Annotated in this window: 8 protein-coding genes and 3 pseudogenes; 5 read left to right on the forward strand and 6 right to left on the reverse strand. The window is 44.6% G+C overall.

What is annotated here, in order from left to right:
- Positions 1-110: 110 nt before the first annotated feature.
- The 3 genes from F6K53_RS15915 to F6K53_RS15925 all read right to left on the reverse strand — a co-directional run bounded on the left by F6K53_RS15915 (position 111) and on the right by F6K53_RS15925 (position 2,682).
- Positions 111-866 carry a DUF1995 family protein gene (locus F6K53_RS15915; RefSeq protein ID WP_293064005.1) on the reverse strand — a complete coding sequence of 252 codons (756 nt, stop codon included), beginning with the start codon at positions 864-866 and terminating at the stop codon, positions 111-113.
- Between the two features lie 139 nt (positions 867-1,005).
- On the reverse strand, positions 1,006-2,169 hold the full coding sequence (locus tag F6K53_RS15920; protein ID WP_293043547.1) for a cysteine desulfurase family protein: 1,164 nt from the start codon (positions 2,167-2,169) through the stop codon (positions 1,006-1,008).
- Positions 2,170-2,301: 132 nt separating this feature from the next.
- On the reverse strand, positions 2,302-2,682 hold the full coding sequence (locus F6K53_RS15925; RefSeq protein WP_293023259.1) for a hypothetical protein: 381 nt from the start codon (positions 2,680-2,682) through the stop codon (positions 2,302-2,304).
- Between the two features lie 269 nt (positions 2,683-2,951).
- On the opposite strand from F6K53_RS15925, the gene F6K53_RS15930 reads away from it, so the two are divergent.
- The 3 genes and pseudogenes from F6K53_RS15930 (at position 2,952) to F6K53_RS15940 (ending at position 7,507) form a co-directional block, all read left to right on the forward strand.
- Positions 2,952-4,367: a phospholipase D-like domain-containing protein gene (locus tag F6K53_RS15930; protein WP_293064147.1), complete on the forward strand. Its 1,416-nt coding sequence runs from the start codon at positions 2,952-2,954 to the stop codon at positions 4,365-4,367.
- A gap of 584 nt (positions 4,368-4,951) precedes the next feature.
- On the forward strand, positions 4,952-6,109 hold the full coding sequence (locus F6K53_RS15935; protein WP_293081317.1) for an aspartate carbamoyltransferase catalytic subunit: 1,158 nt from the start codon (positions 4,952-4,954) through the stop codon (positions 6,107-6,109).
- Between the two features lie 91 nt (positions 6,110-6,200).
- Positions 6,201-7,507, forward strand: a pseudogene (locus tag F6K53_RS15940) (transposase).
- 116 nt (positions 7,508-7,623) lie between these two features.
- On the opposite strand, the gene F6K53_RS15945 reads toward F6K53_RS15940, so the two are convergent.
- Together F6K53_RS15945 and F6K53_RS15950 are read right to left on the reverse strand one after the other, a co-directional pair.
- Entirely contained in the window at positions 7,624-8,514 is an 891-nt protein-coding gene (locus tag F6K53_RS15945) for a hypothetical protein (RefSeq protein WP_293063996.1), read from the reverse strand.
- Positions 8,515-8,680: 166 nt separating this feature from the next.
- On the reverse strand, positions 8,681-10,699 hold the full coding sequence (locus tag F6K53_RS15950) for a hypothetical protein (protein WP_293081319.1): 2,019 nt from the start codon (positions 10,697-10,699) through the stop codon (positions 8,681-8,683).
- Positions 10,700-10,744: 45 nt separating this feature from the next.
- Between F6K53_RS15950 and F6K53_RS15955 the strand changes: the two are divergent.
- Together F6K53_RS15955 and F6K53_RS15960 are read left to right on the forward strand one after the other, a co-directional pair.
- A pseudogene (locus F6K53_RS15955) lies at positions 10,745-11,443 on the forward strand (photosystem II q(b) protein); the annotation flags it as partial.
- A 361-nt stretch (positions 11,444-11,804) separates the two neighbouring features.
- A pseudogene (locus F6K53_RS15960) lies at positions 11,805-12,104 on the forward strand (c-type cytochrome biogenesis protein CcsB); the annotation flags it as partial.
- Positions 12,105-12,253: 149 nt separating this feature from the next.
- On the opposite strand, the gene F6K53_RS15965 reads toward F6K53_RS15960, so the two are convergent.
- Positions 12,254-12,463: a type II toxin-antitoxin system HicB family antitoxin gene (locus F6K53_RS15965; protein ID WP_075897976.1), complete on the reverse strand. Its 210-nt coding sequence runs from the start codon at positions 12,461-12,463 to the stop codon at positions 12,254-12,256.
- Positions 12,464-13,107 lie beyond the last annotated feature (644 nt).

Genomic DNA, 13,107 nt, shown 5'->3' on the forward strand with positions numbered 1-13,107 from the left:
TAACTAGCCAAGAGGTAGCTTAACACTCTCGGATCTATACATACGAGGTTTTCTGGCCTCGCTAGCTAGATTTCTAATAACGTTTTTCTGATCTCAGTTCAACTGTAAGTTCAACGACTCAGAGCATTTAAGAATTTCTGGATACCTGAGAATAACGACTGTTTTTTTTGGGCAGATGGTATACTTTGAGAATCTTCTGGGCTAGTTGTGTTAACTAGACTTGCCTTAAGTATAATTTGCTCAATAGCCTCTGCTGTCGGTTTGCTGGGTTCTTCAGTCACCAACTGATACTCATCATCGATTTCTAGCCATACTTGCCACACAGAAGGGTAACAACGCCATAGAGCCCCTCCTGGAAAGGGTCGCAGATAATAACAAGACTCCAGGGTTTTCAGGAAGCGATCGCGTAACTGACGTGCGGCATAGCCAATCCCTACAATCGAGACATCTTCGAGCTGAGGATTTAGGATCACACAAGGGCGATCTCCAGCCAAATTGCAAATCTTTTCCACTTGGGCTACTTCCACAGCAGATGGACCCACTAGCAAGAAAACCTGGTCATCATCATCAATTCTAGTTTCTTCTGGGGAGCGACTGGTGCCAACATCAGTAATTTTAAACGGTACCTCTCCCCAGTCACGATGGGCAAGGGCTGAAGCACCGGTATCAGGAAAGAAGATTTTCAGTCCGGAGCCATACTGCTCAAATATCGGAATAAATGCTTGGGCGATTGACTGGGCTTGTAGGGCAATTTCTGGAAAGACCAACTCCACTTGTACCCTGGTTTGACCGTCATCTAGGGCGGCTTTGGTCGCTTGTTTAGCTTGAGCGATCGCATCTTCTAAGCTCAAAGGAAGTTCACTCATGAGTCTGTCCGTATGTGTCTTTATCAAAGACTTTAATATTAATGGCTTCAAATATAAATGTCTCGCCACACTAATCCCACCCAATCAACCCTACCCATAGGAGCAATTGAGCCTTTTTTGAGCAAAGTTAGACTTTAACTTAGACCGTGGATAATGTTGGTTGTGGCATCAGTCGTTCTAAAATTTGCTTGAGTACCATCACCGTCCAATCTACATCAGATTCTGTGGTATCTCGCCCCAGTGTCAACCGAATTCCAGCCAAAGCAGCTGTATCACTGTAACCCATTGCTAACAAGATCGGACTCGGACTCAGTTTACCACTGTGGCAAGCGGAACCTGCACTAATCCCAATACCAGCCTGATTAAACTGGCGCACTAGAGTTTTTCCAGTGACACCCTCACCAGGGGAAGTCACACAGAAACTAACGTGATGGGGTAAGCGATAGTCTCGAGAACCAGTGGGAATGAGATTGGGAGTATCAGCGAGTTGGTCAAACATGCGATCGCGTAATCGAATTAACCGAGGTGTCTCTGTTAGCATTTGCGCTGCTGCTAGTTCTGCTGCCATGCCAAACCCAGCAATTACTGGCACCGCCTGGGTTCCAGACCTCAATCGGGATTCTTGTCCACCACCGGAGATCAGGGTAACTAACTCCACACCAGGGCGGATATACAGTGCCCCTGCTCCCATCGGACCATAAATTTTGTGACTGGAAATCGACAGCAAATCCACCGGTAGTTGTTGAACATCGATAGGTAGCCGTCCGGCTACTTGAACTGCATCGGTATGAAACAGGACACCCTGTTGACGAGCAATTTGTCCGAGTTCATCAATAGGTTGGAGCGTACCTACTTCACTTTGACCGTAGATGACGGAGACTAAAACTGTATTTGCCTGTAGGGCAGCTTTTAAATCACTGGGATTGACCCGTCCCAGTGAATCCACTGGTAGCCTAGTCACTTGCCAACCCCACTGTTCCAACCAGGCTACTGGTTGAGCGATCGCAGAATGCTCTACACTAGAAATAATCATATGCTGGGGTTTTTTGTAGCCTTGGGCAACCCCCATCACTACCAAATTATCCGCCTCGGTACCGCCAGAGGTAAATATAATCGATTCCGCTGGTGCATTGATTAACCTAGCCACCTGTATTCTAGCTTGTTCCAGTACAATAGCCGCTCGCTGACCCCACTGGTGTAAGCTAGAGGGATTACCCCACTGCTGGGTAAGGATATCTTGAATAGTTGTAATGACTTCTGGGCGTGGTGGTGTGTTGGCGCTATAGTCCAGATAAATTTGCATGGGTTTTCAGGCAACCAGCTATCTCTACCTTCAGCATATAACCTTTCCAGGTCTCTCTCCAACTGATGAATAATAACTGAAGACTAATAATTAGTGACTAATAACTGAAAACGAATAAGTAGTGACTAATAACTAACCACCTGGTTTACCAACATTATAGTCCTCGTGGGACAAAACCGCGTGAGGAACTAATAAGCTACCCTGGTCGTGACAAATCATTCGGTAGTTGCGCGTTACAGGAATACTGATGATCCAGCGGTTGTGGCGCAGCCGCTTGCCACCAAATTCTCTGTAATCCTGGTGATTTTCCAAACCAGCGATTATCCCACGGGCTTTGACCACCACATGGGTAGGAAGGTTTTTTAAGTCAATGGGATCATCTTGAAAACTAGACTCCCACTGCCGTTTTTGCTGTTTTTTCTCTTCCCGTGCTCGGTTTTTTTGATCACATCGGTGGCATGTTTTACCATACCCCTTGTGGCCACACGGGAATGTTTTCTTTCGTCTTGGCATAAGACAGTAGTTCGGGTTAAACTCCCTAACCCGCTAATTAGGCTTCGGTGTAAGGCATTCCATAAGAAAAAGGCAATTAGGGGGGGGTAGTTGAACAAGATGGCAACTGATATCCCCTGGTATTTTATGTTAATTCAACAACTGCATCTATTTGAAGATTGTGCTGTTAGCATGGGGAAATCAGCTATCCAATCGGGTTTTTTGATGCCTTGAGTTCCCAACCAGCGTGTATTTACTGGAATTTGTATTATCCTTTGCTGATACTATTGATGTTGTGTGGCTGTCAACAAGCTCAGCCACAGGTGTCTGTTGAACCCCCTCTGCCCCAAGACCCTTGGGTTCAGGCTTACTTTAATCATAGTAGGTCAGCCCAATACACCGATCCTTACCGGGGAGTAACTCGGGAGGGAGATAACTTGGAGCAAGTGATTGTGGATGCGATCGCATCCGCAAAGTCAACAGTAGATGTGGCGGTTCAGGAGTTGCGTATGCCCAGAATTGCCCAAGCTTTAGTAGAACGTAAGCAAGCTGGTGTCAAAGTCAGAGTCATTTTAGACAATAACTACAGCCTTCCGGTCAGTAAACTAACCGCTGGCTCAGTAGCAAAACTGCCCCAAAGAGAACGCTCACGCTACAATGAGTCTCTAAAATTGATCGACCGTGACGGAGATGGTCAGCTGAGTGCAACGGAAATTTCAGAAGGAGACGCTTTAATCATCTTAGGAAATGGTGGTGTACCTATGATTGATGACACAGCGGATGGTTCTCGAGGCAGTGGCTTAATGCATCATAAGTTTATAGTTATTGATAAGAAAGTTTCTATTATTACCTCAGCCAACTTCACTCTTAGTGATCTACATGGTGACTTTCAGTTTCGAGACAGTCGTGGCAATCCCAACAATCTACTCAAGATTGACAGTGTAGAGTTAGCTAACCAATTCACCCAAGAATTTAACGTGATGTGGGGGGATGGTGCTGGCGGTAAACCAGACAGTAAGTTTGGTCTCAAGAAGCCATGGCGACCAGTAGAGCAGGTGAGACTGGGGGATACAACTGTGGGGGATACAACTGTGGGGGATACGACTGTGGGGGATACAACTATCGCGATACAATTCTCCCCAACCTCCACTACCAAACCTTGGCATCAGAGTAGCAATGGTCTGATCGCTCAAATCCTTCCTCAGGCTAGGGAAACCATTAACATCGCTTTATTTGTCTTTTCCGAGCAACGGCTAACTAATGTTTTAGAAAAATCCCATCAACAGGGTGTTAAGGTCAAAGCGCTAATTGAGCCAAGTTTTGCTTTTCGCTATTACAGTGAGGGTTTGGACATGATGGGAGTAGCTGTTGCTCACAAGTGTAAATATGAGACTGGTAACCGTCCTTGGCGTCAACCGATTGCTACTGTCGGTGTGCCTCAGTTGCCAGAAGGAGATGTCTTACATCACAAATTTGCCATTCTTGATGGAAAGACAGTGATTACGGGCTCTCACAACTGGTCAAAAGCAGCAAATACCAGGAACGATGAGACGGTATTAGTTATTCATAGTCCTATGGTTGCTGCCCATTTTGAGCGGGAATTTCAACGCCTCTATGGTAAAGCAGTGAAGGGAGTACCAGTTAAAGTTCAGCAAAAGATTAAAGCACAGCAACAAAAATGTGTGCCTCTTGACCCATATTCTTGAGTAGAGCATACTATTGAATAGTTGGCATGACGGGTTATACCCCTCAATTAAATAGATGTGTTATATCAAGTCCGGTTAATCACTTTTAAAATAGTCTGTGGTTTTTTGTCGTTAGTGATCAGTCATTGATAAAACGTCCACCAATCTGTCATGGCCTGTTCACAAATCGGTTTTGTCCGAGCAAAAAAGCGTGATTAATTATCAAGGAATTATTAAGTATTCAACCGGACAGGAGATTAGTTGACCGCAGTTTTATGGTGCTGGGCATTTAACTTGCGGATTTAATCGATTAAATCAATTGATTTAAATTAACTGCTAATGGTGCGTTTTCCAATGGCTGGGGAACCTGGCCTTGGGTCGCACCTTTTCTTGAAAACCTTCTTAGACCGAACACTAAACCAGCTTTTTTCCTTAACACAGGTTTGCGCTGAGGTTATCTGAGGTTTTGGGGCTCAATAATACCAAGTAGGTAATACTGCTCGACCTGCTAACCTTAATCGATATCTAGGGTTTCCTGGGTGTCAGAAATTCTCAAAGCTGTTAGGAGCAGCAAAACTAAGTTATTGAATTGCTTGACGACTTCTATGGCAAATGCCACCTGGACTCGCCGCCATATTCTTGCCCTGGCTGATTTTACGCCAGATGAATACAATACAGTGTTACAAACTGCCGCTAGCTTTCGGGAGGTATTGTCCCGACGAACCAAAAAGGTACCTGCACTACAGGGTCACGTGGTTGCGAATTTGTTTTTTGAACCATCAACCCGTACTCGTAGCAGTTTTGAACTAGCGGCTAAACGTCTTTCTGCTGATATCCTAAACTTTGCACCAGGAACGTCTTCCTTAAGCAAGGGCGAAACGATTCTTGATACAGCGAAGACTTACCTGGCAATGGGAACTAATATGATGGTGATTCGCCATCGGCAGGCGGGAGTTCCTCAAATTATTGCTACTGAGATGAATCGACTCGGTGTCCAGGTAAGTGTACTTAACGCTGGTGATGGTCAACATGAACATCCTTCTCAAGGATTGCTGGATTTGTTTACAATTTGTTCTTGCTTAGACTGGGATAATCCCCGCATCGAACTGCTTGCTGGAAAAAAGATTACCATTGTTGGAGATATTTTGCACTCACGAGTTGCCCGTTCCAATATCTGGAGTCTGCTTGCGACAGGGGCACAGGTTCATCTCGCTGGACCACCTACCCTACTTCCGCAATTATTTGCTGAATACAGTAGTACTCGTCTCCAACAACCTAGGCAAAAGCAACAGCAACAGTTATGGGCTAAGTCTAGCCTTGGTCAACAGCGGCAGTACACCGAAACCCCTGTGATTGTAGAAGCAACGGTACCGATCACAAGTCAAGGCAGCCATTCCCTTACCTCTACGCAACAGTTACCAATTACCCATCCTAAGCTCTATGTTCACTGGGAGATTGAACCAGCACTAAAAGATGCTGACTTTGTCATGACCTTGCGGCTGCAAAAAGAACGTATGACGAATCATTTGTTGCCTAGTTTGAGAGAATATCATCAGCGTTATGGGATTACCCGGGAGCGCCTCCAACTTTGCCAATCCAACGTTCACATTCTCCATCCTGGTCCAGTTAACCGAGGGGTTGAAATTAGTTCTGAGCTGATGGATGATCCCGATATTAGCTTAATTCCTCAACAGGTGACTAGTGGAGTTGCGGTTAGGATGGCGTTGCTTTACCTTAATGGAGCAAGAAGGCCCACACCATAACGCTAGTTTGGTGTTGGGATGAATTGCGACCAATAAAAAAAAGAATGCAGAACTTTTAGTTATCTGCGTTTGTTTATGGTAAAATTAAATCATGATAGTTAGAGAAGCCAAGTTGTTAAACGGGTCTAAGGTTCAATATCAAGCCTTGGATGAAGCCATAAAAACTGCACAGTTCATCAGGAATAAAGCAGTTAGACTATGGCGGGACGAGCCAAATGTAAACAAAGCTCGTCTATCTCTGCTATGTAAAGAACTGGCTCGTGCGTTTCCTTTTGCCAAAAAGTTAAACTCGATGGCGCGTCAGGCCGCCTCTGAGAGGGCTTGGAATTCTGTCTCTAGCTTTTATCGCCGTTGTAGAGAAGGAGCCAAAAAGAAAGGCTATCCTCAGTTCAAAAAACACTCTCGCAACGGCTTTGCCGACGCTGCGCGAACGGTTGAATATAAAACCTCTGGATGGAAACTTTCAGAAGATTGTCTAACGATTAATTTCACCGATGGGTTTAAAGCGGGTAAGTTTTCTCTATTCTGTAATCATGAGACCAGAGAAGATCTATTTAGACTTAAGATTAATCGAGTGAGAGTGGTGAGACGAGCTGATGGTTATTATGCACAATTCTGTTTTGATGCTAATCGGTCTGAACCGGGAAACTATACTGGGAATGTAGTAGGCATTGATTTAGGTCTGAAGTATTTCTATAAAGACCAAAACGACAATGCCGCCATATATCCCAAGTATTTAAGACGAGCTGAAAAGCGAATCAAGAAACTACAACGACGGCTATCTAGAAAATTTGTGAAGGGGAAGAAACCCCAATCAAATAACTACCACAAAGCCCGAATTAGATTAGGTAAAGCACATTTGTTGGCGCTAGCCTGCCGACGCTAGGAGGCAAGGTTCAACGCCAACGTAAAGATTGGGCTGTTAAGTTAGCTCGATGCGTAGTGACATCTAACGATGTTGTGGTATATGAAGACCTCAAGATACAAAATCTGGTCAAGAACCATCATTTAGCTAAGTCTATTTCTGATGCTTCGTGGTATCAATTCACTCAATGGCTAGACTATTTTGGCAAGGTTTGGGATAAGACAGTGATAGCTGTTTCTCCTAATTATACGTCCCAAGATTGTTCAAATTGTGGTCATCGAGTGAAGAAATCACTTAGCACTAGAACCCATCAATGCCAAAGATGTAAAACAGAAATTTGTCGAGATACGAATGCGGCATTAAATATTTTAAAGAAAGGCATGAACATTCTAGGTGTTGAGTATAACAGTACCCTAGGGCATAGGGAAACTGCCGGGGAACCGGGAACGCTTGAGGAGACTACCACCTCTGCTGTAGATGGGCAACTTGAAACAGTAAGTGGTGTCGCTGAATCAAGAATTAACTGTAGTTAAGAATCCCGCGCTGTAATTTTTAATTCAGCGCCGGGAGTATGTCAATTAATCGGTAGTGGTAAGTTTTAAGGGTTAGAATCAGCAAACCGTAATCTTTACTTTGGTCTTAGAATACATCAATTACGCCAAGGTAAACCTTGACCATTACCCGATCTAACTGACGCCTGTACCAAACCCAAAATAAATTCTAGCAATCCTCTCCACTGCTGTTGACTAGCAGTGACTCCTTGCTTGTGGATGTGTAGAATCAAATCTCGATCAGGATGGTTAACAATTTCCTGAGCATAGCGGTTGATCACATCACCATCTAGTTGAATCACAGTTTGGGCGCAAATTAAATCATTGATTGACTTGACATTTGCCCGTTGGTGTGAATTAGTTTTTAGCAATGCCTGATTTCGACTATCCAGTGCTGCTTTCAGTTCACTGAGCTTACGCAAACAACGCAAGAAACGATTGTTCTTAAGAATCTGTTGCGCTTGAAGCATTTCCTCAGAACTGCTGGTTTTAGTAGGGTTTGGTAGTCGGGTGTTAATTTGGTGCAGTTCTACTGTGGGATCGGTGAGGATTTCTTGGCCTCCTCTAGCCTGCTCTAGAACAGTGGGATCATACAAGGGTGAATTGGGATCACTCAAAAGCACGGTGTACTCTAGTTCCAAGGTTTTACGTAACTCAAGGTAGCGATCGCGTAAAGACTGATGAATTCCCTGTTGCTCTAGATAGTCTGCTGAGATCGGGTAAATATCCCGGTAGGTTTCCCAGGGGATAAATTTATCTCCCTTAATTTCCTCCACTACCATGGTGTTAACTTCTAAGGCTGTGATGTCAATCAAGACATCCCCCAAAGAGCCATAAAATTCATCAAGGGTTTGACCTAATTTAGAGGTAACATCAGGTGCGACCCGTGGCGAATTAAATTCGCCAAGGTCAAGCCCACCTCGTTTTAAAGGTGATATTGCATCAGTAGTTGCTGGTTGCTTAAGGTTTCTGGTCTTGGTCACGGCCATGGTAATGATATATGAACTACCCTAAATATAGGTGGAGGAATGCTCGATTTCGACTCCTCTATGGAATCAAAATCGACCTAGGGCAATCTGTGTATGCCACGGGCGAAGTCTCAGGCAAAGCTTACTGCTTATCCTTTAGCACCAGAAAAAGCTAATTACGCCCAGATTAATCCTGTTGTTTACGTGGTTTCTTGATAAATAGTGACTCTTCCAGGCTAGACCAATTATCATCATCAAGTTTGATCGGCTCAGATTCATTCTGTTGTGCCACAGGAAAGTCAAACAAATCTTCCATGAGTTCTTCAGATGCCTGCTGTGATTGATCGGTGATATCAGAGATTTCTAGAAACGGATCTAACTCTTGAGATTGATCCTGATTAAAGTTATGGTCATCAGTTAGCTTATTTGTCAGTTCTGAAGTATCTGGATTTTCCGAAGGTGCCGATAGCTCCAAGCTATTTCCTAGAGATGGATAAGATTCCAGTTCATCAGTTGGGAAATCATCCCAGTCTTCATCAAGTTCTAAATCTGTTGCTGATCCATTGAGATTGCTTGGTGCAGTGAACGGATTCGCGTTTTTCGTTAGTTCATCCCACTCATTATCCTCAGAGACATCCAATGAATCTATCTCAGGAGTTGTCAATTCTAGTGATGAGTGCTCCGGTTGTTCCAACATCCAATCATCCCAATCCTCATTTTCTTCTAGCTCCAATGATTCTAGGCTGAAGAGGTTAGGATCTGCATCAATCTGTTGTGTATCTTCTTCAAACAGATCACCCCATTCCTCTTCTAATTCCTGGTTTGAAGCTTCAGTTGTGGGTTCTGGTGATGAGGGCGTTAACTCCAAATCTTCTAATGTCAGGAGTTCCCAATTTTGATTATCCACTGCATCGGATGGCTTGAACTGAGATTCCGATTGTTCTTCAACGAATTCTTGCCATTGTTGATCAATTTCTGCATCTGAAACGTCTTGGTCAGTTAGCTCGTGATCAGGCGACTCCAGTAATTCCCACATCGAGTCATCCCAATCGTCCTGTTCAGTTTCCGCTTCTAATGCCTGGGTGCTATCTGTCGATGGCATCAGTGAGGATTCCAGTTCTGCGGAGGGTACTTCTAGTAGTTCAGGCTCAGTTTCTAGGAAAGTGTCAGGACTAGCCTGGATTTCTTCTAGAACCGGAGGTGGAGGTACCAAGATTGACTCCACTTCTGGTGCCGTATCCGGTAGCAAGTCAATACTAGCATCTGTTTCCTCTTCAATCGGGGGTGGAGTTATCAAGACTGACTCCACTTCTGGTGCGGTATCTGGTAGAAAGTCAGGAGAAATGTCTGTTTCCTCTTCAATGGGGGGTGGAGGTACCAAAACTGACTCAGTTTCTGACCACCTATCCTCTAGGAAGTTTGCTATTGCTTCTTCCTGTTCCAAGTCAGTAGTTTCTGGCAATTCATTACTCTCAGTAATCTCTGGAAACAAGCCAGCCTCAGAAACTACTTCATCGACTACTTCATCGACCAATCCAGGTTTGATGATCGGCTCAGTTACGGTGTAGGGATTAACCAATGAATCATCAAGGTTCCCTGGGGTAGGAGCTGTTACTGACTCAAGGTCACCAAAGATTGTTGGGGGTGTCTCTGGTGCTGTCTGAGTCGGTTCTACTTCGGCTGGGGGAGGTTCTGCTACTAACTCCGAGGCAGAGGCAACGGCTGCTGCTGCCAATCCAGTCCCCAAAACCGCTGTAGTAACTGTATCGAGACGATGCTCTGTGTGTGACTCTACTGACTCTACTGACTCTACTGACTCTACTGACTCTACTGACTCTACTGACTCTATGGCTACTCGGGTTTCAGTAACTGGTTCTGTGCTTGGCAATAAATGGGTTTCAACCCTAGGGGATTCAGGCTCTATAACCCCAGTAGTGCTAGTTGGGTAACCTAGAGTGAGTAGAACTTCAAAGAGCTTATGCAGACTCTTGATGTTGCTCTGAATAATTTGATTGCCTTGAGCCACCTGATCATTGTGAAATTGCCGCAGTTCTCTATAGCGACCATTGCCGATAAACTGGTCCCCCACTTCATTGTCGATGGCACCGTTAATGGTATCAATGCGGGTACACATACGATGACCAGGTTTTGCCTGGGCTGCATCTAAATCAGCATTGGTGTCGGCTACCCAGGTGGTAATTTTCAAATCAACTGCTTCGCTCAGGGCTAGGACAAGAGCCTCTTTAATTGTCGTCAGTGGGAGCTGAGCTATCGTCTGGGTATGCGTCCTTGGATTTGCGTAGCTTACAGTGCCCCTGTGGCTGCCGCTACCTCTGTTTTCCTGATCTACCCCATTGGTCAAGGCAGTTTCTCTGATGGCATGCCTCTAGGAATCAGTGGTACCTTCAACTTCATGTTCGTATTCCAAGCAGAACACAATATCCTGATGCACCCCTTCCATATGCTCGGTGTAGCTGGTGTATTTGGTGGTGCTTTGTTTAGTGCGATGCACGGTTCTCTAGTGACCTCTTCCCTGGTTCGTGAAACTACCGAAATCGAGTCTCAGAACTATGGTTACAAGTTCGGTCAAGAAGAAGAAACCTACAACATCGTTGCGGCTCATGGCTACTTTGGCCGTTTGATCTTCCAGTATGCTAGCTTCAACAACAGCCGTTCCTTGCACTTCTTCTTGGGTGCTTGGCCAGTGGTTGGCATCTGGTTTACCGCTTTAGGTATTAGCACTATGGCCTTCAACCTGAACGGCTTCAACTTCAACCAGTCCGTGCTCGATTCTCAAGGTCACGTCATCAACACCTGGGCTGATGTGCTTAACCGGGCTAACTTGGGCTTTGAAGTGATGCACGAGCGTAATGCTCACAACTTCCCTCTCGATTTGGCTGCTAGTGAGGTGGCTCCAGTTGCTGTGAGTGCTCCTATCATCAATGGTTAATCTTGACCCGGGAAAGAGGCGCGAGCGATCGCACCTCTTGCAATAAAGCGTTCTTCTGTGAGGAAGGGCGCTTTTTTTGTAGGAAGGAACCGCAAGTCTCAAACTTGAGGGGGCGGAATGTGGGTACTCATACCAAGTTGCGGTCAAACATACAACTTTCTCTTCCCCCAATTTCCCCATCTCCCTATCTCCCCATCTCCCTATCTCCCCATCTCCCTATCCAACCAATCTACTATTTTTGAATACAACTCGGTATCAGGCACTAGCACTCTATCAAAAGGGGCACATCTAACCGATAGGATAGTAGTAATGCTGCAATAATATAAGCTTTATACAAAATTAACTTGAGAGAGAACACTGTATGGATCTGGTTACACTCCAGAACAAATTAGATAATATTGCCTTTTTCGTCCTGTTTGTGACGATGTTAATTTACTGGGTAGGAGCCGCTTTTCCTAAAATCCCTTATTTGTCACCCTTAGGAACATCAGGGATGGCAACCGCCAACCTTTGCACTGCTACCCTACTCGGAGCAAGATGGCTAGAGGCAGGCTACTTCCCGATCAGTAATCTCTATGAATCCCTATTTTTCCTGACCTGGGGAATTACCACAGTTCATCTAATTGCTGAAAACATGAGTCGCAGCCGATTTGTGGGCGTGGCAATAGATTATATCAGAAATGGCCACGGACAATAAAGAGTTTAGCTTTTTAATAAGATTAATCGTCAGTCAGGTGGGCAGTGCATCAGAGCAATTTCAAAGCTGACCATTGGTTTGATAAGCACTACCCACCCTACATCTACTCCGCCTTAAGCCACCTCAATATACTCACAGAATGACACTGATTCAGGAGCACTTAATCCATCTTCTTTCAATCCTTCCAAATGAAACATCACTGCCTCAGTAATTAATTGTTTAACGTCTTCTAATGTTTCTGCCACCGCAACACATCCAGGAAGATCGGGAACATAAGCACCGTAGCTATTTTTTCCTTTTTCAATAACAACTGCATAGCGCATTAAATTTTGTCCTCCTCTATTTGAGCTTGTCGCCATATATTTTTAATAGTCCCAATCGGAGCCTCAAGACTTGATTTACCCGATACTGTTACTGTGCCAGACTTTGAAGGAGTAGGGAGTAGGGATTAGGGAGTGGGGAGTCGAGAATAAATTAATCATAAATTCATCGTAGGGTGGGCAGTGCCTAAGACGGATAATATTAGGGTTTAATAGATTTTATCAGCACTGCCCACCAACCGAAAATTAACTAGAAACTAGTAATACTATTAATCCTAGGGTGGGCAGTGGATAAAACGGATAATATCAATTTGTAATAGGTTGGATCGGCACTGCACACCGACAATAAAGAGTTTACCTTTTTAATCAAATTAATCGTCAGGTGGGCAGTGCATCAGACCAATTGAAAAGCTGACCATTGGTTTGATAAGCACTGCCCACCCTACATCTACTCAACCGAACATGATATTATCCCGACTCCCGACTCCCGACTTCCTAAAAAAAATCGGTCAAGTTTGGTTAACCCCAATTCTTGACCGCATTCAATTTTTCGATATGTCACAAGAACAGCTCAGCTGTACTTATATGATAACAACTCCAAATCGACTATTACATTGTTGTTGAATTACTCAGCAACTGCTGGAAAC

It is taken from the genome of Moorena sp. SIO4A1 (genome assembly GCF_010672065.1).
Lineage (GTDB): Bacteria > Cyanobacteriota > Cyanobacteriia > Cyanobacteriales > Coleofasciculaceae > Moorena.

What these genes read in the sequence shown, in the direction of transcription:
- F6K53_RS15915 (WP_293064005.1), bottom strand. Translation starts at nt 866, where the DNA reads ATGAGTGAACTTCCTTTGAGCTTAGAAGATGCGATCGCTCAAGCTAAA.
- F6K53_RS15920 (WP_293043547.1), bottom strand. Translation starts at nt 2,169, where the DNA reads ATGCAAATTTATCTGGACTATAGCGCCAACACACCACCACGCCCAGAA.
- F6K53_RS15925 (WP_293023259.1), bottom strand. Translation starts at nt 2,682, where the DNA reads ATGCCAAGACGAAAGAAAACATTCCCGTGTGGCCACAAGGGGTATGGT.
- F6K53_RS15930 (WP_293064147.1), top strand. Translation starts at nt 2,952, where the DNA reads ATGTTGTGTGGCTGTCAACAAGCTCAGCCACAGGTGTCTGTTGAACCC.
- F6K53_RS15935 (WP_293081317.1), top strand. Translation starts at nt 4,952, where the DNA reads ATGGCAAATGCCACCTGGACTCGCCGCCATATTCTTGCCCTGGCTGAT.
- F6K53_RS15945 (WP_293063996.1), bottom strand. Translation starts at nt 8,514, where the DNA reads ATGGCCGTGACCAAGACCAGAAACCTTAAGCAACCAGCAACTACTGAT.
- F6K53_RS15965 (WP_075897976.1), bottom strand. Translation starts at nt 12,463, where the DNA reads ATGCGCTATGCAGTTGTTATTGAAAAAGGAAAAAATAGCTACGGTGCT.